26 protein-coding genes and 1 tRNA gene are annotated in these 21,591 nt (G+C 42.1%); 14 read left to right on the forward strand and 13 right to left on the reverse strand.

Annotated elements, in window-relative coordinates; translation table 11 throughout:
• Positions 1 to 434 precede the first annotated feature (434 nt).
• Positions 435 to 1,025 (reverse strand): superoxide dismutase family protein, encoded by a 591-nt coding sequence (locus B3763_RS04200; RefSeq protein ID WP_286744039.1) that lies wholly within the window; start codon positions 1,023 to 1,025, stop codon positions 435 to 437.
• A 242-nt stretch (positions 1,026 to 1,267) separates the two neighbouring features.
• Between B3763_RS04200 and B3763_RS04205 the strand changes: the two genes are divergently transcribed.
• Entirely contained in the window at positions 1,268 to 2,170 is a 903-nt protein-coding gene (locus B3763_RS04205; RefSeq protein WP_189631022.1) for a YihY/virulence factor BrkB family protein, read from the forward strand.
• Between the two features lie 126 nt (positions 2,171 to 2,296).
• Here the strand turns inward: B3763_RS04205 and B3763_RS04210 are convergent, their stop codons facing one another.
• Both B3763_RS04210 and B3763_RS04215 read right to left on the reverse strand, forming a co-directional pair.
• Complete coding sequence (locus tag B3763_RS04210; RefSeq protein WP_189631021.1) at positions 2,297 to 3,562, reverse strand: DUF2130 domain-containing protein; 1,266 nt, start codon at positions 3,560 to 3,562, stop codon at positions 2,297 to 2,299.
• A 46-nt stretch (positions 3,563 to 3,608) separates the two neighbouring features.
• Positions 3,609 to 4,574 (reverse strand): GlxA family transcriptional regulator, encoded by a 966-nt coding sequence (locus tag B3763_RS04215; protein ID WP_286744045.1) that lies wholly within the window; start codon positions 4,572 to 4,574, stop codon positions 3,609 to 3,611.
• A 109-nt stretch (positions 4,575 to 4,683) separates the two neighbouring features.
• Between B3763_RS04215 and B3763_RS04220 the strand changes: the two genes are divergently transcribed.
• From B3763_RS04220 to B3763_RS04240, 5 genes are all read left to right on the forward strand, one after another.
• Complete coding sequence (locus tag B3763_RS04220) at positions 4,684 to 5,103, forward strand: VOC family protein (RefSeq protein WP_286744048.1); 420 nt, start codon at positions 4,684 to 4,686, stop codon at positions 5,101 to 5,103.
• 10 nt (positions 5,104 to 5,113) lie between these two features.
• Positions 5,114 to 5,491, forward strand: a complete 378-nt coding sequence (locus tag B3763_RS04225; RefSeq protein ID WP_189631018.1) for a DoxX family membrane protein — start codon at positions 5,114 to 5,116, stop codon at positions 5,489 to 5,491.
• A 56-nt stretch (positions 5,492 to 5,547) separates the two neighbouring features.
• Positions 5,548 to 5,973 (forward strand): SRPBCC family protein, encoded by a 426-nt coding sequence (locus B3763_RS04230; RefSeq protein WP_286744052.1) that lies wholly within the window; start codon positions 5,548 to 5,550, stop codon positions 5,971 to 5,973.
• A gap of 190 nt (positions 5,974 to 6,163) precedes the next feature.
• Positions 6,164 to 6,604, forward strand: a complete 441-nt coding sequence (locus B3763_RS04235; RefSeq protein ID WP_189631016.1) for a VOC family protein — start codon at positions 6,164 to 6,166, stop codon at positions 6,602 to 6,604.
• 152 nt (positions 6,605 to 6,756) lie between these two features.
• A complete protein-coding gene (locus B3763_RS04240; protein WP_189631015.1) occupies positions 6,757 to 6,975 on the forward strand; it encodes a hypothetical protein in 219 nt (72 codons plus the stop codon).
• 117 nt (positions 6,976 to 7,092) lie between these two features.
• Here the strand turns inward: B3763_RS04240 and B3763_RS04245 are convergent, their stop codons facing one another.
• The 5 genes from B3763_RS04245 to B3763_RS04265 form a co-directional block, all read right to left on the reverse strand.
• Positions 7,093 to 7,578, reverse strand: a complete 486-nt coding sequence (locus tag B3763_RS04245) for an ankyrin repeat domain-containing protein (protein WP_286744057.1) — start codon at positions 7,576 to 7,578, stop codon at positions 7,093 to 7,095.
• Positions 7,579 to 7,729: 151 nt separating this feature from the next.
• Positions 7,730 to 8,353, reverse strand: coding sequence for a flavin reductase family protein (locus B3763_RS04250; RefSeq protein WP_286744060.1), 624 nt, complete (start codon positions 8,351 to 8,353; stop codon positions 7,730 to 7,732).
• 38 nt (positions 8,354 to 8,391) lie between these two features.
• Positions 8,392 to 9,693 (reverse strand): type II toxin-antitoxin system HipA family toxin, encoded by a 1,302-nt coding sequence (locus B3763_RS04255; protein WP_286744061.1) that lies wholly within the window; start codon positions 9,691 to 9,693, stop codon positions 8,392 to 8,394.
• Positions 9,693 to 10,007, reverse strand: coding sequence for a helix-turn-helix domain-containing protein (locus B3763_RS04260; protein WP_189631011.1), 315 nt, complete (start codon positions 10,005 to 10,007; stop codon positions 9,693 to 9,695). Before B3763_RS04260 ends, B3763_RS04255 begins: the two co-directional genes overlap by 1 nt.
• Before the next feature lie 178 nt (positions 10,008 to 10,185).
• Positions 10,186 to 11,109, reverse strand: coding sequence for an SRPBCC family protein (locus B3763_RS04265; protein ID WP_286744065.1), 924 nt, complete (start codon positions 11,107 to 11,109; stop codon positions 10,186 to 10,188).
• 238 nt (positions 11,110 to 11,347) lie between these two features.
• On the opposite strand from B3763_RS04265, the gene B3763_RS04270 reads away from it, so the two are divergent.
• Positions 11,348 to 12,013: an OmpA family protein gene (locus tag B3763_RS04270; protein ID WP_189631009.1), complete on the forward strand. Its 666-nt coding sequence runs from the start codon at positions 11,348 to 11,350 to the stop codon at positions 12,011 to 12,013.
• A 26-nt stretch (positions 12,014 to 12,039) separates the two neighbouring features.
• Here B3763_RS04270 and B3763_RS04275 read toward each other — a convergent pair whose 3' ends face one another.
• Positions 12,040 to 12,471: a ubiquinol-cytochrome c reductase iron-sulfur subunit gene (locus B3763_RS04275; RefSeq protein WP_189631008.1), complete on the reverse strand. Its 432-nt coding sequence runs from the start codon at positions 12,469 to 12,471 to the stop codon at positions 12,040 to 12,042.
• 221 nt (positions 12,472 to 12,692) lie between these two features.
• Between B3763_RS04275 and B3763_RS04280 the strand changes: the two genes are divergently transcribed.
• Positions 12,693 to 12,896, forward strand: a complete 204-nt coding sequence (locus B3763_RS04280) for a DUF3820 family protein (protein WP_189631007.1) — start codon at positions 12,693 to 12,695, stop codon at positions 12,894 to 12,896.
• Here the strand turns inward: B3763_RS04280 and B3763_RS04285 are convergent.
• Positions 12,889 to 14,034, reverse strand: coding sequence for a serine hydrolase domain-containing protein (locus B3763_RS04285; RefSeq protein WP_286744072.1), 1,146 nt, complete (start codon positions 14,032 to 14,034; stop codon positions 12,889 to 12,891). The two genes, B3763_RS04280 and B3763_RS04285, sit on opposite strands and share 8 nt — an antisense overlap.
• A gap of 61 nt (positions 14,035 to 14,095) precedes the next feature.
• On the opposite strand from B3763_RS04285, the gene B3763_RS04290 reads away from it, so the two are divergent.
• The 3 genes from B3763_RS04290 to B3763_RS04300 all read left to right on the forward strand — a co-directional run bounded on the left by B3763_RS04290 (position 14,096) and on the right by B3763_RS04300 (position 15,916).
• On the forward strand, positions 14,096 to 14,467 hold the full coding sequence (locus tag B3763_RS04290; protein ID WP_286744074.1) for a hypothetical protein: 372 nt from the start codon (positions 14,096 to 14,098) through the stop codon (positions 14,465 to 14,467).
• A gap of 327 nt (positions 14,468 to 14,794) precedes the next feature.
• Positions 14,795 to 15,307: a DUF1905 domain-containing protein gene (locus B3763_RS04295; protein WP_286744076.1), complete on the forward strand. Its 513-nt coding sequence runs from the start codon at positions 14,795 to 14,797 to the stop codon at positions 15,305 to 15,307.
• Positions 15,308 to 15,457: 150 nt separating this feature from the next.
• A complete protein-coding gene (locus tag B3763_RS04300; RefSeq protein WP_286744077.1) occupies positions 15,458 to 15,916 on the forward strand; it encodes a CBS domain-containing protein in 459 nt (152 codons plus the stop codon).
• A gap of 88 nt (positions 15,917 to 16,004) precedes the next feature.
• Here the strand turns inward: B3763_RS04300 and B3763_RS04305 are convergent, their stop codons facing one another.
• Complete coding sequence (locus tag B3763_RS04305) at positions 16,005 to 16,328, reverse strand: GNAT family N-acetyltransferase (protein WP_286744078.1); 324 nt, start codon at positions 16,326 to 16,328, stop codon at positions 16,005 to 16,007.
• Here B3763_RS04305 and B3763_RS04310 point away from each other — a divergent pair.
• The 3 genes from B3763_RS04310 (at position 16,311) to B3763_RS04320 (ending at position 17,469) form a co-directional block, all read left to right on the forward strand.
• On the forward strand, positions 16,311 to 16,910 hold the full coding sequence (locus B3763_RS04310) for a DUF6134 family protein (protein WP_286744080.1): 600 nt from the start codon (positions 16,311 to 16,313) through the stop codon (positions 16,908 to 16,910). The two genes, B3763_RS04305 and B3763_RS04310, sit on opposite strands and share 18 nt — an antisense overlap.
• A gap of 30 nt (positions 16,911 to 16,940) precedes the next feature.
• Entirely contained in the window at positions 16,941 to 17,156 is a 216-nt protein-coding gene (locus tag B3763_RS04315) for a hypothetical protein (protein WP_286744081.1), read from the forward strand.
• Between the two features lie 239 nt (positions 17,157 to 17,395).
• Positions 17,396 to 17,469 (forward strand) — tRNA-Asp (locus tag B3763_RS04320).
• A 94-nt stretch (positions 17,470 to 17,563) separates the two neighbouring features.
• On the opposite strand, the gene B3763_RS04325 is transcribed toward B3763_RS04320, so the two are convergent.
• Together B3763_RS04325 and B3763_RS04330 are read right to left on the reverse strand one after the other, a co-directional pair.
• Complete coding sequence (locus B3763_RS04325; protein WP_286744083.1) at positions 17,564 to 18,904, reverse strand: tyrosine-type recombinase/integrase; 1,341 nt, start codon at positions 18,902 to 18,904, stop codon at positions 17,564 to 17,566.
• A gap of 736 nt (positions 18,905 to 19,640) precedes the next feature.
• A complete protein-coding gene (locus B3763_RS04330; protein WP_286744085.1) occupies positions 19,641 to 19,964 on the reverse strand; it encodes a hypothetical protein in 324 nt (107 codons plus the stop codon).
• Positions 19,965 to 21,591 lie beyond the last annotated feature (1,627 nt).

The following is a 21,591-nucleotide window of genomic DNA, read 5'->3' on the forward strand; positions in this document are numbered from 1 at the left end:
TTATAATATTATAGGGTTATTCATTTAGATCACATTCGTTAGATCCAGTATACTAGCCACAAGCTGTGCCCTCACAGCGTCTTTTAACAGCCATTGGTGAAGACACAAATGGAGGCAAGGTTCAGAAATATACTTCTTGCGACTTAAAGACTACTTAATATGAAAAAATTAATCAAAATAGAACATATTTAGCAACCTACACTGCCTTAGATGTTGGGCAAGAATCATTAAGCCCCTAAGTAAGTAGAATGGGCCTACTATTGGTATAACCTGGGTATTTTGGGTTTATAATCTTATGGCTGCTTATTTTGAGCACATACAAGTGAGCATGAACTTTCAGTATAAAAAAGACCATTCCGATCGTCTATCAGAATGGTCGAAAGGTCAATAAATGTATAGCTAGGATTTATCGGGTCGATAAATCTCGTTGATTTCTAAAGCTTTATGACACCACAACCTATTCTCGAGCCTGCCGCACCGGAAGGCTGTGAGATAAAGTCATCGGGTCCGGCATGAATAATTATGGCCTTTTGAAGGATATTGCTGGTAGAATCTCCTCCGATGGTCCAGCCTTCGACCTCCATGTTAAACAAGCCGCTGCTATCGGCTCCAACGGTAATATTGCCTATATCGCCCTGATGAAACTGCTCATCTTCCAGCCTGTGGCCATGGCTTACGTCCATTGGGTTCCAGTGCCCACCGGCCGAAGAGCCATCAACAGCAGAACAATCTCCGTTTTCGTGTAAGTGCACGGCATGCTCACCGGGACTCACTCCGTTCAGTCTTACCGTCAGATCTATGGCTCCATTTTCTAATTCTTTGAAAGTAGCTTCTCCCCTCAAACCACTCCCGTTAATGCTTTTGATTGGTGTGGTAATGGTTCGGTAGGTCTTTTGGGCTTCGCTGGCCACTCTTTTGGCCACTGCATCTTCTACCTCCTCCGTTTTTTGTCTCGCTTCGGTACAGGCCACTATGGCTATGGCCATACCCAATACAAGTTTCAGGTTCTTGGTAAGCGTGTTCATAGCGATTAATTTTGGTTGCTTCACATAAGGAAAAACTCATGCCAGCTGAGTCAAAACCGCTCCCATTGCTATAATAAGCACATCTTGCAATCCATTCTTTGTCAATTTGAAAATGGTTCTGTCAAATGGAAAAACACAGGGGTGGAGACGTTACCGGAAAACAAGCGCAGGCTGCCCAAACAAAACTGCCCAAACCTTGCTTGATATTTGTAGTAACCCTATAAAACATCAATAAACAAAACATGAAAGCCATAAAGTATGCGTGGAAGGTGTTAAAAACTGCCATTCCTGCATTTATGAAAGATCACTGTTTTCGCTTTAGTGCTGCCCTCTCTTTCTACACACTATTTTCAATCGCTCCGCTCATTTTACTGGCCATTTACGTGGCAGGTATTTTTGCCGATGATGCTCTGGTGAGGGATCAGGTGACCTCTCAGTTCGAGAGCCTGATTGGTACACAAGGAGCTAATGGCGTACGCGCCCTTATGGATACCTTGCATAAGGAAGACCAAAACACCTTTTCGTTAGTAGCCGGCATTGGACTTCTACTCTATTCGGCCACCAACATCTTCATTCAAATTCAAACCTCTTTCAACGAGATATTTATGGTGAAGGCAATTGAGGGTAAAGGATTTAAAAAGTTGGTGATCGACCGTCTTATTTCGCTGGGCATGGTGCTAAGCCTGGGCTTTATCATGATCATTTCTCTGATTCTTGATTCTTTGGTGGTGGCTTTTGTCGATTTTCTTTCCGAAAGTTTCGACACGCTTTCTGTAGCCATGGCCCTGGCGGCCCAATACAGCCTCATTCTTTTACTGGTGTATGGGGTTATTTACGCGCTCATTCGCTTTCTGCCCGATGTGGTTATTCCCAAAAAGTTCATATTCAGAGGGAGTCTTATCACCGCCCTGCTACTCATCATTGGTAAATTTGGCATTGGCTGGTACATTGGCAGTAGCAATTTTAGCCAGCTTGGCGGAGCTTCTTCAGGTATTATTATACTTATGCTTTGGGTGTACTACTCATCGGTGATCCTATTCTTTGGTGGCGAATTGATCAAAGCTATGGCCAAAGTAAACGAAGTATACATTCGTGCCACACGCTATGCCAAACGCATAAAGTATGTTGAACTAAATGACGAGTAGTCGCAACTACTCTCCACAGATCATCACCTAAATGGTAATTCCTGACTCATGGTTTATATGTCTGGCACAACTCGTAGTGCGTCATTCTGAACTTATAACTCAACCCCACACCTTCTACTCATCTTATTACTCCTCTCCTTCTTCAGGCAAACCGGCATCGAGTTCCAGAGCCTTCACGCTTTGAACTGCATTGCCGGCAATTCCTTTTATGGAGCCGTACATATCAATAGTATTGGAAACTACTTTATCGATTTGCTTTTCGCGTTGCTTCCAAATTCGCTGCATGGAGTTTTTCTCCCTTTCCAGGTCGGCTTTCATTTGAGAGAAGCCTTCTACAATGGCTTCTACTTGCATACGGAAGGTGTTACTGGTAAGGAAATCGTAAAGCATATGCATTTTATCGCCTTTGCCTTCTTGAGAAATAGCCACCTTACTCAACTGTATAACCGACTCTCTTAGCACCGCGCAAAGCCCCTTAAACTCAGCAAATGAGCAAACCCAGACCCCATCTTTAAGCCCCATGCGCTCCATATCAGCGGGCATAGCCTCGGTAACCAGCACTCCCACATCGGCCTCTTTGTCGCGCATATCGGCTTTAAATTTCTCAATCCATCCCGGTTGAAAGTCCTTGGTTCGCTTGCTCTCGTAGTAGATCTTACCGCAGTTTTGTAAAGTGCGCGTGTTGACTACCTGAATGCAATCGGCTCCTCGGGCTCCTTTCTTAATTTCTTCGATCGTATCTAAAGGAAACTGTGTAGAAAGCCACTCTTCAATGGCCAGTTCTTGTACCTCACCCTGCAATTGCATAGAGCCCTGAGCTTGCTTACGCTGCATTTCTTCAGTGAGCTTCTTCTGATCTTCCAGCTTTTTTTCGAGCTCTTTCATTTTAAGCTCATTTTTCTCGGCTTCCGACTTGCTGATTTTTTCGCGCTCTTGTACGAGCATTTCGTTGAGCATTCTCTGTGCCTCCAACTGAGCTAGCTCCTTTGCCTCTTCTTTCTCCCTTTTTAATCGTTCAATTTCAACCCGCGAGCGATTCAGCTCTTTTACTTGTTCCGATTTCTCGTTGAGTTCCTTTTGAAGGGCTTCAAACTGCTCGGCTTGTTCTGAGAGCAATTTCGACTTCAGTTTATCTTCCAACAATTTGCGCTCCTGGGCCATTTGCTTTTCCAGTCGCTCTTGAAAAAGCTCATTCTCTCTCCTCTTCTTTTCTTCAAAGTCGGCTCTGGCTTTGGCCAGACTCTCCTGTTCGGCTTTGAACCGTTGTTGTGCAGCAGTCAGTTCGGCCTGATATTTCTGTTTTATCTCCTCTTCTAACTGATGCGAAAGAATGTCTTGTACGTCTATAGCGGTGCCACAATTGGGGCAATTGATTTGATTCTTTGTCGACATGGTTGACAAATTTATTTAAAGTGCCACAGTTATCCTGATCAATTTCTTACTTCCTATACTTATCTCTGTACTCAGCCGGAGTAAGACCTGTTATTTTCTTAAAAACACTTCGGAAGGCCTTGGTATCGGTGTATCCCACATCGAACATCACCTCGGTAATATTCTTTCGCGTGGCCTCAAATGAGCGTTTGGCCGCTTCTATTTTCACCCTTTGAATGTATTCTAGAATGGTATTGCCGGTGGCTTGTTTAAAACGCCTTTCAAAACTTCTGCGACTTACAGCCACATGATCGGCCAATTCATCAACTGTTAGCTTGTCGGCAAAATTTTGCTCTATAAACTCCTGGGCCTGCAACACCTGTTGATCGTTGTGGTCCTTCTGCCCTCTGAAAATCGTAAATGGTGCCTGGCTCTCTCTATCCATATCTATGGCAAAGTATTTAGAGGCAAGGATGGCGGTGTCTCTGTCGGTATATTTTTCCAGCAAATAGAGCAGTAAGTTCCAATACGAATTGGCTCCACCACTGGAATAGATACGATCTTCTTCCGTTATAATGCTTCCGTCTTGTACTTCTACCTCCGGATAAGTTTCCTTAAACTCTTGATAATAGGCCCAATGGGTGCTGCATTTTTTACCATTAAGCAGGCCGGTGGCGGCCAGCAAAAAAGCACCTACACAGAGTGAGGCTACTTCTGCTCCACGACTGTGTTGTTCAATAATCCATGGAATCAAAGCCTCGTTCTTACTGACAGCCGTTTGCATATCTCCAAACAGCGCGGGTATGATCACCAGATCTGCCGATTTGGAGTGGTTTAAAAGCCGAGTGGTTTGAATACTGCAATAGCCATCGTGTACCGGCACCTGAGCCCGAGAACCAACCAGCTCAATATTAAAAACGGGCGACCTTCCGGAAGCTTGTAAAAACTGATTGGCGGCAGAGAACATGTAGCGAGGGTTAGAAACAGCCTCAGTAACTGCCATTTCGGGCACAAGTATGCATATGTTTTTCATGTATTGAAGATAGATGAAGTATTTGACGCGATCAACCCCGTAGAGAGTCGTTTTCACACCCTGTTTCTAAGCTTCTACTCTGCCACCTTTGTAGGGAAGCAAAACAAAAATGAAAAGAGCCTTTGCCCATTTGTCATTCAACGGAAATTGCAGAGCAGCCATGCACTTCTATAAAGACTGCTTTGGTGGAGAGCTAAACATGCAAACCCTTGAAGACATGCCTCAACGACACGCTTTTCCACCCAAACTCTCCCAATTGGTTGTACATGCTACCCTAAGAAGTGAACAACTGATATTGATGGCTTCTGACCTTTTGGATGAACCTTTAACCACTGGCAACCACATGAGTATTTTACTGGAGTGCCAAAAAGAAGGAGAAATGGAGGCCATTTTTGATAAGCTCAAAATGGGAGGACAGGTAACGCGTCCGATTCAAAAAACACATTGGGGAGCCATGATTGGTGGACTTACCGACCAATTTGGCAATCAATGGATGCTTCACCACCCTTTAAGAACATTAACCCTTTAAAAACTTATATATGAAACAGAAAATACTCTTTGCACTTTCATTGCTCCTTGGGCTCATGTTTGTAAATGCCGGCCTCAACAAGTTTTTCAACTACATGCCGATACCGGACGATCTGCCTCAAAGCATGATTGAGTTGATGACGGCTCTAATGCAGGTTAGCTGGCTATTGCCTTTGGTGGCCATTATCGAAATAATTGGTGGAGTGCTTTTTATGATACCGCGCTACAGAGCTCTGGGGGCCATTGTGTTGATTCCTATTCTTACCGGTATCACGCTCATTAACCTTACCGCAGCACCCAGCGGGCTACCCTTAGTAATTGCATTACTGGCCATTGAATGTTGGGTAATTTTTGAAAACCGTAACAAATACCTGGTAATGGTAAAGTAACTCAACACCCATTCGCACAGAAAAACATTTAAATTGAATTATAAAACACCAACCACATGAATTTTCAGAAAATAACTATTGCAGCTACGGTAAAAGCCGACCTTTCCACAGCCTGGGATTGCTATACCAACCCGCATTACATTACTCAATGGAACTTTGCCGATGATACCTGGCATTGCCCAACGGCTCAAAACGACCTCAAAGTAGGAGGAAAACTCCGTTCGAGAATGGAGGCCAAAGACGGTAGTTTCGGCTTCGATTTTGAAGCGACTTACGAAACGGTGGAGAAAGAAAAGAAGCTCGTTTATCGGTTAGACGATGGCCGCGAGGTTTGTACCACCTTCGAAACTAAGCCGGAGGGAGTTAAAGTAACCACGACTTTCGATGCGGAAACCCAAAACTCCCTAGAAATGCAGAAAGACGGCTGGCAGGCTATTCTCAACAACTATAAAAAGTGTGCTGAAGGAGCTAAGGCATCTTAAGCCATAGCATCTCGTGTTCATTTTTGATTTTTTAATACTTAAATCACCAAGTACTTTTTAAAATGGCTCGCTTTGGTCTCACGCATTTGTGTTCGCAGCTTAAACACCGTTCCATAGGCCTTGTGTTCTACAAACTTAGCATGCAACCGAATTTCGCCATTTATTTCTAACCATTAAATCATAAAACCACATGGCAAGTGTAAGCACCTACCTAAACTTTGAGCGCGAAACAGAAGCGGCTTTCAATTTTTATAAATCTGTTTTTGGAGGAGAATTTTCCGGAGAAGGCATTATGCGAATGGGCGACATTCCTTCCGACCCGGAGATGCCCCAACTCACTGAGGCCGACAAGCAACTCGTAATGCATGTTGAACTGCGAATTATGGATTGTCATAGTCTGATGGGGACGGATGCCCCCAAAAGTATGGGCTTTGATCTTCAACAAGGCAATAATGTATACATCAACTTACAACCGGATACCAGAAAAGAAACCCAGCGATTATTCAAAGAGCTTTCTGCCAATGGAAAGGTTACCATGGAACTCCAAGATATGTTCTGGGGCGATTATTTTGGTAGTTGCATCGATAAGTTTGGGGTACAGTGGATGTTCAATTGTGCCGAAAAGGCCTAAAGATTGCCCCTATGAAACACCTGCCCGGAAACCAATGGGCTGAGGTGGGTGTTTCTTCCTCTTGCCTAAATTTTATACCAAGGGAACCAAAAAGTGCATCATTGCATTTTTCATGAGTAGTTACAGGGTCGTACTTTATTTTTTTAAGGCTTATGTTCATCACCATAGAGGTTTTTAAAACAAATGTTTCCTCTCAAGCTCAGGCAGCACTAATCAAAACGTCAATTCTCCATCATTTCCCCCACCTCGATGTAAACTTCGACCTGGAAGACCGTGACAATATATTGCGAGTGGAAGGAGAGGTAGATCCTGGAGATATTATGCTATTGGTAAGGCAGTCGGGTGTGGAAATTAACCTATTACTCGACTAACAGCCATAATAGTGGATTGGCTGTTGATCTAACTAAGGCATTATTTGTTGTTCACCCCAACCGGCATTGGGTAACAATATAACCACGGTCAGGCCATTTGCCCGTTCATACATAGCCTTATGCATTTCCGAAAGCGCGGAGAAAAGCCTCATTATTCTGAATTTTAGCATGATCGAGCGGACTCAGTCCCCTGTTGTCTTTCTGATTTACATCAGCCTTAACAGCTTTCAGCAGTTCAATCATTTCAGGCTTTCCGTAAGTAGCCGCATAGGTCATCACCGTTGCGCCATTATAATTGCTTATGTGAAGAGAAGCTCCATTTTTAATTAGATAATCGGCAATTTCTACATACCCTTTAAACACGGCTCCCATCAAAGGAGTATTTCCTGAGCCATCTACCGCATCGATATCCGCTCCGGTTTCTACGAGCAGCTTCACCAGCTCCAAATGATTAAAGTAGGCCGCCATGATGAGAGGAGTAAACCCACGTTCGTCAGCTTGATTAGTCAAATGCGGATGTTCCTCAAGTAGTTTTTGCACTATCGGCAAATCACCGGAACGTAGTCCCTGCTGTAGTTTAGTAGTCAATTCGTTATTCGCCATTTATCCAGGTTTAAGCTATTTATTGCGCTGCTTTCAGGCCAAAATTCATGTTTCAACCCTACGAAACTGTTCAATATCAAGCGTTCGATCAAATTGAAAATCTTTACAAAGTATTTACAAAATCAATATTCTATATAAACTCAATCAATATTCAATCTTTACTCCACTCCTCTTTTCTGGGATAAGGATACTCCGCTATCTTTTCCAGGGTATAGTAAGAATTGAGTCCAGAGACACCTGCTAATTGCAACTCTTCAAGATTCAAGTGTCCATCACCTACCTCTTGTTCGCAACACAAATACTCTATTTCGCCAATGAGTAGGCGCGTATCATTGTGCTTTATTGGTAGCTCATCTACCAATTGCAAGCCCATTTTTAAAGGACTCTCTCGCACAAATGGAGCTTTAAATTCACTAAGGTATTCAGGTGTAAACCCGCAATGCTCAAATTCAGACTCGTTGTCTTCGAATTTGGCGGCTGTATAATGTGCTGCTTTGGTCATGGAGTTCGGTACGCTGTTAATGGTAAAGACTCCGGTTTCTTTAATATTTTCATAAGTATGCCTTCTCACCTCACCCAAAGGTCGGGTAACCATGCCTAACAGTGGCGGGTTGCTCCCAAGGTGTATCACCGAACTAAAAATGGCCAGATTAGTGACCCCACGGGTGTTCACGGTACCAATAAGATTGGCGGGCTTAATGCCTGTTAAGGAATTGACGAGGTTTAAACGGCAAATTCTGTCGAGCGACAGCAACTGATCCTTGCTGAGTTGCATAAAGTTTTTCTAACAAACCCCAGCCAGCACAAAAGTGTTTAACCTCCCAAATACAAACGATGGGTTTTGGCAATAGCCCCAGCCTGAGCTTTAGGCACACCAGTTTCATTGGCCCATTCAGGCCAGCGATGCACAGCATCCAAAACCTGATTGATGAGCAGGTCGGCTTTTTTAATGGACTGTTGGCGACCAAAAACAAGCAAGTCCTCCCGGTTAAAATGATCGCGTTTACCCCCTAACGACATTTGGTGCTGGCTGGTCCAGGCACCTTGCGGATTATATGCCCAGGTTACATCATAGGCCGGAGCCAATCGCCACTCTCCTCCTTTGGGCAAAAGAAATGCAATGTTCTTTGTATGATCGTCTTGATTTCTGGCCACCAGATTAAATACCATACGCAAAAACATCTGCTCCATATCGGCATAAGGCAGTTGCAAATCGCGCATATCGGCCATTACATCTTCATATCCATAAGCTCCGGGCATCATAAAGTCATAGTGCGATAAGGCGCATAGGGTTTGCATATGAATCTTTTCGCCCTCAGGGCTTCGATCGAACCGTTGAGTCATAAAGTGGGCACGACCATTCTCTTCCAACAGGCGGCAGGGCATCATTTCTATGCCTGCTGCCTTGGCCATCAGGTAATAGGCCATCTCTATTCTACCGTATCCGGCCGGATCGCCTAAATTTCCGGCCTTTACACCATCGAATTTCAGGAGATAATAGTTAAACCCTTTGGGCAGCCTAAATTGCCCCGACTTTAAGGCCCCTGTTTTGGCATTATAGCCCACAATGGCTTTTGGGCGCTGCCCTCCGGCCGAAGTCCCCACCCTTATCAAGTCGGTCATAGCCTCCTGCTCATCTTCTGTTAAACTAAGGTTTATGGCCTGTCGCTCTTCCAACACCTTATTCGTAAGCCCTAACAATTCTTCTACCTCAATATCTTTCGTTTGTTTGCCAAAAGGAGTAGAAGCCGGTTTAAACTCCAAAGCCCCCATGCCCCTAATGCCCACGTAGCTTAATTTTTCCAATGGAGTAATACTAGCCGGTATTCTACCCTGAGTAGCCAGCCAAGATCGAATAATTTGGTTCCCGAAAGCATCGGGCAACGAATCAGACAACAAGCCCGGCAATCCGCTATAGGTATCGCGGTTGAGAGATGGAAATGAATAGATGGTTTCACCGCGTTTCAGATCGTCTAAAGGCATGGTAAGAGGGGCTAAATCAATACCTTTTTCGATAAATTCCGGGGCAAACTGAAATGTAGCCACTTGGCGGGCTTCATTCCATATAACAGCGCCAACCAGCTCATCCCAAACAAAAACTTGCACAACCGCCATTACTTTCTTGGTTTTCGTACACGCTGAAGAGGCTTCGCTTCATTCTCCATAACCATAAGCGGACTCTCCTCTACCTCGGGCAGAAACGCATCTAAGTGATCTAAATCTTTTAAGGCCCTAAGCACCTGTATGAGTACTGCAAGCGTTACCGACTTGCCATACTCCAAATTTTGAATAGTATTTACATTGACCCCTGCCCTTTCGGCCAATTCTTTCTGGGTGTAGCGCTTGTGAATTCTGCGCTGCTTTATCCGTTGACCAAGCTCCTCTACAATAGCCTGGTCTGTCATCCTCTTCCAGTTTTTATAACCCATATAAATAGGTATTAAGTGAGCAAAATAGTTTTAAAACCCAAATAAATAGGTGTAAACAAATTTACAAAATTTTGTTTAAAAACCCATTATAATCAATATTAAACTCATAATACAACTTTAAAACCTATAAATATAGGTTTTAAAAAGTATGACTATGTTTCAAAATAAGGTTAGAATGCTACTTTACCGCAAAACGCACCGCAGTCTTGAGCGATTTAGGATCAGTTTCAGATGGGTCATTCAGATACTCTTCAAAAGGATGGATTCCCTTTCTATTTTTAAAAGCCTTACTTCGCTGCAAATTAGCCATCAGCGACCACGCATTGCCCAAGTGTTCATAAGGCCCCGTATGAATAGCACTATACACCGTAGTAGCCGGTATACCACCACTCACAAATCCTCCAGGTAAACTTTCCGGAAGCCTGTTCACCGGCACAGCCACAGTATACTGAGCAGTACCCTTTACAAACTTCCACTTATGATAAATAGAGATAGGGTTGCCCGCTATTAAATCCTTCTTATCACCCATATATTCCCATAACCTATCGAAGTCTTTGGTCATGGCATCGGCCAAATCTACAATCTTACAGTCCGTGGTAATTCCCACATACGTACACCCCGGATAGCTACCATTCTTCTCTATCTCCAACGCAGAATGCACCTTTCCATCTTCCACATAATCTTTCAACAGCTTTAAACCACGCTCATAATCCATGCCTACAAAAGCCTCCATCATCTTAGCCATGAAAAACATAAAGAGGGGCATGGAACTTTCCATGGTCCAGGTAACATGTGTAGCCTCTCCATTACCTTTCAATTTAAACCCCACCTTAGCCTTCGATTTCCATGGTTTAAGAAAAAGGAGATCCAACTGCAATTCCTCATTTTCTTTTTCTGAGGTAATGGTCATTTGCCCTGAACCTGTTCTTTCTCCCTCCCACTCATAATGTTTAGCATCTTCTCTTACCGTTACCTTGGTTTCCGGTTCTAAAATGAGCCATGGCGACCAGGTAGTCCAATGGTTCAAGTCGTTTAGTTTGGAAAACACTTTTTCTGCGGGAGCATCGATCGTAATGGATCGACTAATATTCATTTTCGGCATGACAAAAAATTTGGATAGGAAGTTATCAATTTTAGGCCAAATTACCTCATACCATTTCAGCCCTAATTTCTTCCGGCCAAGCCACCATAGGCTATAACTCTATTTCACTTTCATTTTGAAAAAAGATTCTCAAAAACAAAAGACACAACACACCCCAGGCAACCTTACCTAACTAATTATCAACAAGTTACCCAAATGGCATATCAGTTGACTTCATGACACAAAAAAATCCAAAATCATGAAACACAAACTAAAACTATTCGGAATCACTTTACTCTCTGCCCTCATGCTTTATGGCTGCAAAGCCAGCAACACCCTAAAAGGTAGTGCCATTGGCGGTACTGCCGGTGGCGTATTGGGTGGAGTAATTGCCGGTAAAGACAATACAGCTACGGGAGTCATTATAGGAGCTGCTATTGGCGGTACTGCCGGAGCACTAATTGGAAAACGCATGGACAAGCAAGCCGAAGAGCTTAGAAACGACCTGGAAGGCGCTAAAGTAGAGCGCGTGGGCGAAGGTATTAAAATCACTTTCGATTCAGGCCTTATGTTTGCCACCAACCAATCGACCCTAACGGTTGACACCAAGCAAAACCTGCAAGACCTGGCCACAGTGCTTAAAAAATACGAAGACACAAACGTATTGATTGAAGGACACACCGACAGCACCGGAGAAGCGGCCTACAATCAACGACTATCTGAACAAAGGGCGTCTTCTGTGCAAGACTACCTGATTAGCCTTGGACTAGACTACAAAAGACTAAGTATAGCCGGTTATGGAGAGTCTCAACCAATAGCCGATAACAATACGGTTGCCGGAAGACGAGCCAACCGAAGAGTAGAAGTAGCCATTTACGCCAATGATAAAATGAAGCGAATGGCAAAAAGAGGAGAGCTGAATTAATCAGCCTCCTTTTTCTTTTTCTTTACCTAGCCCACCGTTACAATATCTCCATTTACGCTCACCGACAACTTTGTGAGCGGAGAAGAAGCCGGTCCGTTTACTACCTGGCCGTTCGTATCGAACTGAGAGCCATGACAGTTGCATTGAAAAACGTTGTTCGGGAAGGTCCAATCACGAGTGCAACCCGTGTGTGTACATCTCGAGCCAAAGGCGCTAAGTTGGCCACCTACATTGACCAACAGAATATTTTCTGAAGGGTGTAAAAGCCAACCTCCCTCCGACTGAAGAGCATTAAACGGATTTTCCGTTATGTTAAAGGTAACAGCTGAGCTGGCAGGTGGATTGCCGGTGCCCGGAGTGGTGTCTTCCTGATCGCTGGAGCAACTCTCCAACGACAAGCCAAAGAAAGCCAAAGCCGTAGCAGCAGAAGCATTTTTTAAGAATTCTTTACGGTCCATAGTTTAGTAGTTTATTCTAGTAAGGCATACGAGCAATACCCCGTGCTTGGTTTGTCACCATTCAGACACAACTAAAGAATTGACCGAATTGATTGAGAAATACAAAAAATTAGACTGCTACACGACTAAACACAGCCTATTCAGCCACCTTATAAAAATAGCTCGTACTTTTAGAGGTAATTAAACAACTGCCTTTGGAACCTGCCGGCTTTAACCCCAACATGCTTCAAGAAATTGTACGAATTAGAATGCCCTTTGGCAAATACAAGGGTACTTTGCTTTGCGACCTGCCCATAAGCTATCTGGAGTGGTTCGGTAGAAAGGGTTTTCCTCAAGGCAAACTGGGCATGCAGTTGCAAACGGTCTATGAAATTAAACTCAACGGACTGGATGACCTTTTAGTCCGGCTCAAAAAAATTAGTTGAGAGCTTCCTGAACCTTCTTAACCATCTCTCCAATTTTACCCGGCTCCAGCCAACGGGTAACAATAACCATATTGTTAGTCTTGTCTACCACAATAAAGTTACCACCAAAGCCTGCCGCATAGTATATATTTTCGTCTTCAACACCTTGCCATTTTCTCGGACCACGGTTCAACCACCACATGTAGCCATAGCTTTCCATTGGTTCTGAAGGTTGCTGTACGGCATTCACCCATTCTTCAGAAAGAATCTGCTGACCATTCCACCTTCCGTTATTGAGAAAGAGCAAGCCAAAACGAGCATGATCGAGCGTATTTATAAACAGCCCTCCTCCGGAATGCCCTCCTCCGGTTACCGACTTCATTTGCAGACCATCTATGGTCACCCAAGCGTCTTTATAGCCAAACCAGCGCCAGGTAGTTGAGGCACCTATGGGATCCATTACCTTCTCCTTTAGTACTTGCGGAACAGGCTTTCGCCACACTTGCAAAAGTGAATAAGCCAGTACATTTACACGTACATCGTTATACTCCATGACCGTACCCGGTTCTACAGGCTTAGTAAACCTCCAATCATCTATGCCACCTCTTCTCGGAGGCCTGTCACCCCAATCTTTTATACCAAACAATTCACCCGACCAAGCCGATGACTGATTGAGCAGTTGGTGCCAGGTAATTTTGCCATTATGCTCACCTTCAAATGTTCCATCCCAAACATAGTCTTTTACCTCATGCTGCACGCTGCCAATGAGTCCTTCATCCAAAGCCAAACCCGCCACTGTAGAGAGATAACTTTTGGTAACACTGAAAGTCATATCTACCCGATTTACATCGCCCCATTGCGCCACTATGTAACCATTTTTGATAATCAGGCCTGCCGGACCACCTCTTTTCTTAGTAGGCCCCAGAATTTCATGAAAAGGCTCATTTCTAAAACCTTCTAAAATAGCCACTCTTAAATCTTTTGAGCCGGAATACTCATTGGCTTCGGCAAACTTAACAGCTTCGCTGAGTTTAGCAGAATTCAGACCAAGCTCATGGGGAGCCTTACTCTGCCAGGTACCACGTGGAGGAAAGTATTGAGCTGAGAGTGAAATGGAGCTTGTAAATAAGATTGTGAGTAGTAATTGCCTGATTGACATAGAGGTATTTTTGACGTAGATTTATTAAATATTCACACCAAACACAATAACATTTTTATCTATGGCACTTCCTTCTCCATGGTTATCTCCGTTTGCTTCAGTCCTCTACATATTGCTGGCCTACATACTCGTTATGGGATTTTATCAGCACTATAGAATGGAAAAGATAAGAGTTTATCTTTTCAGAAAATCACTCATTCCTGTAGGGTTAATTGCAGTATGCCTTGCTTTATGGGGAGTTGTCAGTCAGATAAACCAAACGTTTGAGGCCATTCAGGCAGCAAACGACATTAGCCCTTCACTGGTAGCCGGAGGCATTACCCAAGCATACCCTCACCTGTCACTGGGTTTACTATGTCTTATTTTGAGCCTTACGTTTTATTACTTCAACTCTAAAAAAAGAAAGGAGGCCATGACACCTCCTCTCACCTAATCGAAAACATGAAAGACAGTGCAATCATGTAATCAGTTAACACAAAGGTAACATTGATTTTATTTCGGTAAAACAGAGTTTACTTTTTTATATATAAAAAATTAGGGCAGCCCGCTTGCGCAGACCACCCCGACTCAACCAACTATCAGCAACACTACCGTGTTAATTCTTTCAAATCCACTCCTTCAATACTCAAAAGATGCTTTATACTGGGAGATACGAAGTAACCGGCCTTAACGGATTTAACCGTTTCATTTTTTTATTTCCCACATGAAGCATGAAAACTCGTTTTCTTGATAACTTAAACCTTTAACCTCCACAAAAAGCATGGTACGTATCGAAACACACCTACAATCATTTGATTGGTCTACCGGATATTACCACTTCCCTATCGACAAAGCCACCACGACCATTCTCAGTAGTACAGAACACAGGCGCGTGGTATGCACCATCAACAAAAGCGTGACTATTCATGCAGCTCTAATGCCTTTGGGTGAAGGCTGCTACATTATGATTAACAAGAAAGTAAGGCAACAATTGAAGCTCAAAGAGGGCGATCGTGTGGAACTACAGTTGAAAAAAGATGAGTCGGAATACGGAATGCCTATGCCCGAAACACTACGTCTGATGCTCGATCAAGACGAGTTGGGTAGCAGGTATTTTCATTCACTCACAGCCGGAAAACAAAGAAACCTGATCTACATAGTAAGCAAGGTAAAAAGCATCGACAGACAAATAAACAAAGCCTTAGCCATTATGGAGCATTTAAAAGACGTTCATGGTCAATTAGACTTCAAGCTGCTGAATGAGAAAATCAAACAGTTCAATCAAAACATATAATGAATTAAATTCTGCATTACAATAGAATCACAGCAATTTAATTCTATAACAAAACAAATACACCATTAATAATTTTGATTATAGATAAAATATCCATACATTCTACCTATTGTTTTAACAGACTTTTCACAAGCAAAACTAAGGGACTATATGAATTTCCAAGGATCTAAAGCACCGGAGCCGGCTAAGACGGTAAACGAGTACAAGCCGGTGACCGACTATATGACAAGAGAGGTTATAACCTTTCATCCACTGCAGAGCATAGCAGATGCTATGGATATCTTTTTGGAACACCGCATTTCCGGTGCTCCGGTGGTAGATGATGATGGTAAAATTATAGGTATACTTTCTGAAATCGACTGTATGAAAATCATGGTCGATGAAGCCTACCACAATCTACCCCATGGTAAAATAACGGTAATGCAATACATGAGCAATAACGTGTCGACTGTGCCGATAACTGCCGATGTACTCGATGTGGCTTCCAAGTTTTTACACACACACTTCAGGCGTTTTCCGGTAGTGGACCACAATGGTAAATTGGTGGGACAGGTAAGCCGAAGGGATATACTACAAGCCACCAGAGATTTAAAGACATCTACCTGGTAATTTTCCACCTACGGCATTCAAAGCTCAAGTGTATCAATACCCAAAAGCCTCCCTTTCCAAAACACTTTTCTGAGCTTTGAATTGCCTTTTACGATAAAACATCTCTCCATTCATTTTTGCGTTTAAATGTAGCCCTGGCAAAAGGACACAAGGGTAGAATTTTTATGCCCGCCCCTCGCGCATAATCAACCGCTGCCTCTACCAGCCTAACGCCAACCCCTTTTCCTCGCAAGACATCATTCACCTCGGTATGATCTATAATAATTTTATCTGCTCCGGCTTTTGAATAAGTCATCTCAGCCAGGCGCTTGCCATCTTCTTCAATAAAGAAACTACCTTTGGTTTCCTCATCGTTCTGTTTAATTTTCAGCTCCATATTCTCAAAAACCCTTGCATGCGGAATAAGTTTCATTTAGCTATTTTAAGTCTTCTGCTGACTTACTACTTCGCTCCCTCTAACCTTTTAGCCCAACAATTAATCTGGGAGGCTTTTGTGGACACGCACAAAATAGGCGAATTAGTGGCCCATCGGGAAGTGAACGATGAGAACGTAAAGGTGCGAATAGAAGCGACCTTTAACACTCAGGTTCCAGCCGACTTACACATTGATCGGCTGATTGAAACCACTTACGTCAATCAAATATTAGTTGAATCTTCTGCTTCTTCAACCGACTATCTCTCCGGTAATGAAAGCGCTGTACAGGTTGTAAAAAAAGACGAATATTATTTAGTGAATACTCTAAAAGAATCCTTCAAACTAAAGCATTACGAGTTGCTGGGTACCGACCTTTTATATTTTGAAGAGCCCGAACGAATTCGAGAAATTCTATCGCTATTCTCCGGTAAACTTCTTAAGATTTCTTCAATTGGCAATCATGCCTATGTTCTCGATGAAGACGGAGAACAAACCACCTATCTCTATCAAAAAGGTGAGCTAAGCGAGATAACCATAGTCACAAAAGCCTGCACTATTCAACTTCGCCTGAAACCCTAAACAAGAGCAGTCCTTACCGGTTTTAAGAATATGAGACCACTATACTTCATCATAGTTATGACCACACTAGCCATGGTTATTTATGTTGGACTCACCCAGGTTTCGGGTTATCTACCAATTTTGTTTAGCACTTTTTTAGTTTGTCAGGTCTTATTGGCACACATGGCCTACTGTATTCTGGTCGACAAACAGGGCGCCCGAAAGTCGCCTAACTATTGGTACGAAGACAAAGACATGCCTTTGTAAACCACCATAGTTACAGACTTTATTACCACCGGTAATTTTTTCTACAATTTTAAAGCTCGGAAAGGCCACTTCCTCTTAATGGTTCTGTTTTTTTAAAAAAACGAGCAATTACTAATTCGCTCAGAATCAAACCAAAGGCCTTAAACCGATAAAAAAATGAAAAGTTTTTTGAATGCGCTGTTTGCAAATCAAATCTAAGCTACTACTTTTGCAACACCTTAAACGAAAGGGACAATTCAGGAGCGGTAGTTCAGCTGGTTAGAATGCCTGCCTGTCACGCAGGAGGTCGCGGGTTCGAGTCCCGTCCGTTCCGCAACTAATAATCAAGGAGTTACAATAAAAAGTAACTCCTTTTTCTATTTAATGACTCAGAGGTGTTTTATAATAGTGTGCCGTAAAGACATATCTTAGCTGTAATTTTTTAAAGAATAGAACCTCTCTTTTCCAATGCTTACCATCATTTCTTCAGGATTATAATAGTTCTGCAAAGCGGTTCTTTCATCTGCATGCAACAGCTTCAAACCAATATCTCCATACCCCTTTACACTAAGGAGCTTAGCCATGTTTGAAATGAACGTATGACGGAGATTGTCAATAGAAGCACCAGGCTTATTAATTTGAGTTTTATTCAAATAATGCCTGAAAGCAGCACTTATTTCCTGCCTTAACGATTCTCTTGCTTGACGATGGGGATATATTATATACTCATCTTCTTTCATTGTTAACGCGAACTTACTAAGCACACCCGCCAGCTCGTCCGTAATAAAGACTTTCCTTATCGAGGCCTCATTGACGCCATTAGATTGAGTCCTTCTTAACCTATTGACTTTACGGTTAGGAATATCAAGATAGTTCTCGTTAATATGACTCCATTTAAATTCCGTGACTTCACCAGGTCGCGCCCCCGTTAAAGCATGAAGCATTATTGTATTCTCAAAATCTGGCAACCTTTTATAGTAGTTAATCTTCTCTACTCTCTTCTTCCCCTTTTGACCAACTCCATTTTCAGGAGAAATAACTGAAAGTATTTCATCCAAGTTATCATGAGAGAAAACAATCTTTTTAGGTACAACTGTTTCCAACTTTGCTTTTGCAAATGGATTCTGAATATCATGGCCGACTTCATTTATAATGAATTTGAAGAAGTGCTTTAAATCAAGAATGTATTTATTAAAGGTTTCTGGCGAATATCCGCGACTTGCTATCTCTTCGTAGTAGATATCAACCATGTCACCAGAAACACTATCACACCTAAGTCGTTCAAGGCTAATCCCGTTTTTCTTAAGAATTGAAAAAAAGGTTGTTATGCGATAGTCTACATCCTTAACATAGTTTTTTGACCTAGGATTGCTTTCATTAACATAAGCTGTATCTCCTGACAAAAACCTTTTATAGCTAATATGAAGATTTAATAATGCAACCTCCTTTTTGATGGGTGGTGGGTCAATAAAAATGAATTCATTTTCCTCCAAATCTCTTCTAAATTCTCTGTCAAGGTCGTCATATTGCCTAAAATCAGTCACCCCTGGCCATGTTTTGGTCTTCCACTTTTTAACTAGCGGATTCCAAACCCTACTTTGATAAACATGGCTATCCTTGAACGGGCACGATTTGGCAGAACCATGCGAACATCCGCATTTTGAATCTGGAGAAATCGTTTTCTTGCAACCTGTTTTACCACAGAAGACATATTTCCCATGTCCGTTCTTGCCTCTGAGATTTCTATATTTTAATGGAATTTTCAGCATTATATTGAATTAAGGGTTTCAAGAGCCTCCTTTGTTAATGGCTCCATCCTTTCCACTTCAGACTCACAATGTCTTAAATAAGAGTCATCCAACTGCTGTTTGAAGATAAATGTATTCTCCCCCTTTCCAAAGAACCTAGTGATCCCAAGCTCATCTCTGAGAATTCGCATGGCCGTTCGGAAATCCTTCACGTGCAACATATTCATTATATCCTTGATATGAATTAAGGGTTGATCCAAGCGTGTAAGAAGTTTTCTAGGATTAGGTGTCAAGGGCTAGTTCAGGAGAACTTCACAACACCAACACTACAAACATACTTCAAATGGAGTAGAAACGAAAGAAATAACTTGCATTTATAATATTTATTTTGTAAAGAGCCAACTTTGCAGCTAGTGTTTTGTTGAGGGTTAGTCTTTCGTGAGAAAGTTAGCTCGTGCAAATTCAAGGCAGTCAGACCACTTATAAGAGGTACTTTTGCCAAATCGGTAGTAATAGATTGTCGGTTTATATTTTTCTCGATTATGGAAATTGGAAACAGTGTTTACATGGATGCTCCACCTCTTAGCCAATTCTTTTCGGGTAATGAATTCATCTGGATCATATCGACTAGACAAACTTGATTCAAGTACCTGAGAAACAATTCTTCTAACGACTGTTTTAAAAGAGATGGACTCAAGGAGGAGTTCAACCCCCTCCTTTTCTTCCGCTAATTTCTCTCTGAGTTTGTCAGCATAGATCATGATAGTGCCTTTTCAGTTAGAACAACAAAGCGCTTGAATTGCTCTAATTCATGATCGTCCAGCAACGCGCCACATTTGGACACTATGAGGCGCAAGCCTTCAATGAAGTCCGAAGTTAAGTATCCGACATTCGGCCAAGCACCACCAGCGCAAAGCCAGGACGCATTGCCTAGAACACCCCATAGATTTAACTCTTGCCTCTCTTCTGGAGTCATGGTGTTATTCATGAAAATGTTCTCTTTTACATTTTCAATTAGGTCGGAGTACGGACTCAATAGTTCACCAGCGACTTCCTGTGGTAATGTTTTTTGATTTTCCATTTTCTTAGAATTGAGTGTTTTCTTTGATTGATTTTAATAAGTCATTGATTAGACAGTAGCACCAGTCAAGCCTTACCCTGGCATCATGTGGTAAGGCGGGATGAGTTGTAATTAAGCCTCTGAACTCTTGGAAAGTCTCAATAGTATCAGATAAGTCTTGTTGGCCTAAAAACGCCTTAATAGCCTCCTCGTTTCGTGAGGTTGACGCTCCACTGATAGTTTTATAGGTCTGCTCCGTGAAGTGGTTATTTTGTATTTCCATGATGCTAATGTGGTAGGTCAATATTTACCGCCCAAACAAACTATCCGACATTACATTATCGGCAAAACACCATGAATTAAAAACCTCAATTACTGCTTATACAAGCCATAAACAAGTATTTCTTGTTTATTTTAGCATCAAAAAATCACATATTCCTGCTTTGCTTTAGAATTCAATTACCGATCATCACAAAAACAGGTATTGAAAATCCTTTTCACAAGTCAGACTTGTTTTTCTGTGTCCTTTTCAGGTTTTCCGCAAATAAAACTTGTGATTTCTTGACAGTTGAGTAGGCTTATTTTCCTGTTAGACTTGGATTGATAGGCAGTGCTATGAACAGCGTATTTAATAATGGACAACATTCTCGATTGACCTGCACACAATCCGCACACAATCCCAATAAAAAGGGCTTACCAAGCCAATAGAGGCTGTTTTACCTTTACAGGGTATTTATATGAAACCTAAAATAGAAGTGTGCCGAGTAATCAGGGTTTCTTTTAGTCTGGATTGAATTGTTTCATAGAATTCATTTGTTTGAGCCTACCCGGTCTAAGTTTATCCGTTTTCCCATTATTCTTGGCAGGGGGTGTTTATAGGGGTAGCCCCTACCCTATTTTTAGGAAGAAAAATCTCGCAATAGGCAATATTTACTAAATTGTTATGATTTCAACACTCAATAACATTCAATACCTATGGGGTTTTTGGTTTTCATATTCGTCTTCTTCATTGCCTTTGGTCTTGTTATGGTAATATTTTCTATTCCAGACACTCTAGCGGTCTCACGTACAAAAAGCAAGTCCAGCTTCACTGACTTCATGGTCTTTGTAAGGCATTTAGTATCTATATATTTTTTTGTTTTATGGGGAGCAACTTGTTCAGACTATGCCATATCATTTGCTGAGCGTAATGGCAAGATTCTGATTTGGTCAATTGTTGCTGTCATAGTTTCGATAATCATCCAAAGAATTGTAAGTAATCAACATAAAGAAATGACTCGAATTGCCTATAGAACTGCCGAAAATTGCACGCCAGAAAATGTAAGTGTTGATGAATACCAGAAAATAGTCGTATCCTGGTTTTTCCACAATAGATGGATAATGACAGTATCAACCATTGTTTTACTAATCTTCAAGTGGGATTTGAATTTCCTGTATTTTAATATTCCTAACATAGTTACATCTTATAGCATGTAGTTTTAACCACATATGAAATTTTCACCATGTATTAGGTCGACACATGCCTTTTTGCACAAAAAAGGACAAATTAATCGTTTAGCTGGCAATCTATAAGTATTTCAAGCCAGGTATAGCTCTAGACAATCTAAATGAACCATTGAATTACACTTAAATCAGTTCGAAACACATT

The organism is Roseivirga sp. UBA1976, assembly GCF_002336325.1.
Classification (GTDB): domain Bacteria; phylum Bacteroidota; class Bacteroidia; order Cytophagales; family Cyclobacteriaceae; genus Roseivirga; species Roseivirga thermotolerans.

Bases quoted from the DNA above. Each gene is read 5' to 3' on its own strand.
- B3763_RS04200 (WP_286744039.1), bottom strand. From the start codon at position 1,025: ATGAACACGCTTACCAAGAACCTGAAACTTGTATTGGGTATGGCCATA.
- B3763_RS04205 (WP_189631022.1), top strand. From the start codon at position 1,268: ATGAAAGCCATAAAGTATGCGTGGAAGGTGTTAAAAACTGCCATTCCT.
- B3763_RS04210 (WP_189631021.1), bottom strand. From the start codon at position 3,562: ATGTCGACAAAGAATCAAATCAATTGCCCCAATTGTGGCACCGCTATA.
- B3763_RS04215 (WP_286744045.1), bottom strand. From the start codon at position 4,574: ATGAAAAACATATGCATACTTGTGCCCGAAATGGCAGTTACTGAGGCT.
- B3763_RS04220 (WP_286744048.1), top strand. From the start codon at position 4,684: ATGAAAAGAGCCTTTGCCCATTTGTCATTCAACGGAAATTGCAGAGCA.
- B3763_RS04225 (WP_189631018.1), top strand. From the start codon at position 5,114: ATGAAACAGAAAATACTCTTTGCACTTTCATTGCTCCTTGGGCTCATG.
- B3763_RS04230 (WP_286744052.1), top strand. From the start codon at position 5,548: ATGAATTTTCAGAAAATAACTATTGCAGCTACGGTAAAAGCCGACCTT.
- B3763_RS04235 (WP_189631016.1), top strand. From the start codon at position 6,164: ATGGCAAGTGTAAGCACCTACCTAAACTTTGAGCGCGAAACAGAAGCG.
- B3763_RS04240 (WP_189631015.1), top strand. From the start codon at position 6,757: ATGTTCATCACCATAGAGGTTTTTAAAACAAATGTTTCCTCTCAAGCT.
- B3763_RS04245 (WP_286744057.1), bottom strand. From the start codon at position 7,578: ATGGCGAATAACGAATTGACTACTAAACTACAGCAGGGACTACGTTCC.
- B3763_RS04250 (WP_286744060.1), bottom strand. From the start codon at position 8,353: ATGCAACTCAGCAAGGATCAGTTGCTGTCGCTCGACAGAATTTGCCGT.
- B3763_RS04255 (WP_286744061.1), bottom strand. From the start codon at position 9,693: ATGGCGGTTGTGCAAGTTTTTGTTTGGGATGAGCTGGTTGGCGCTGTT.
- B3763_RS04260 (WP_189631011.1), bottom strand. From the start codon at position 10,007: ATGGGTTATAAAAACTGGAAGAGGATGACAGACCAGGCTATTGTAGAG.
- B3763_RS04265 (WP_286744065.1), bottom strand. From the start codon at position 11,109: ATGCCGAAAATGAATATTAGTCGATCCATTACGATCGATGCTCCCGCA.
- B3763_RS04270 (WP_189631009.1), top strand. From the start codon at position 11,348: ATGAAACACAAACTAAAACTATTCGGAATCACTTTACTCTCTGCCCTC.
- B3763_RS04275 (WP_189631008.1), bottom strand. From the start codon at position 12,471: ATGGACCGTAAAGAATTCTTAAAAAATGCTTCTGCTGCTACGGCTTTG.
- B3763_RS04280 (WP_189631007.1), top strand. From the start codon at position 12,693: ATGCTTCAAGAAATTGTACGAATTAGAATGCCCTTTGGCAAATACAAG.
- B3763_RS04285 (WP_286744072.1), bottom strand. From the start codon at position 14,034: ATGTCAATCAGGCAATTACTACTCACAATCTTATTTACAAGCTCCATT.
- B3763_RS04290 (WP_286744074.1), top strand. From the start codon at position 14,096: ATGGCACTTCCTTCTCCATGGTTATCTCCGTTTGCTTCAGTCCTCTAC.
- B3763_RS04295 (WP_286744076.1), top strand. From the start codon at position 14,795: ATGGTACGTATCGAAACACACCTACAATCATTTGATTGGTCTACCGGA.
- B3763_RS04300 (WP_286744077.1), top strand. From the start codon at position 15,458: ATGAATTTCCAAGGATCTAAAGCACCGGAGCCGGCTAAGACGGTAAAC.
- B3763_RS04310 (WP_286744080.1), top strand. From the start codon at position 16,311: ATGCGGAATAAGTTTCATTTAGCTATTTTAAGTCTTCTGCTGACTTAC.
- B3763_RS04305 (WP_286744078.1), bottom strand. From the start codon at position 16,328: ATGAAACTTATTCCGCATGCAAGGGTTTTTGAGAATATGGAGCTGAAA.
- B3763_RS04315 (WP_286744081.1), top strand. From the start codon at position 16,941: ATGAGACCACTATACTTCATCATAGTTATGACCACACTAGCCATGGTT.
- B3763_RS04325 (WP_286744083.1), bottom strand. From the start codon at position 18,904: ATGCTGAAAATTCCATTAAAATATAGAAATCTCAGAGGCAAGAACGGA.
- B3763_RS04330 (WP_286744085.1), bottom strand. From the start codon at position 19,964: ATGGAAAATCAAAAAACATTACCACAGGAAGTCGCTGGTGAACTATTG.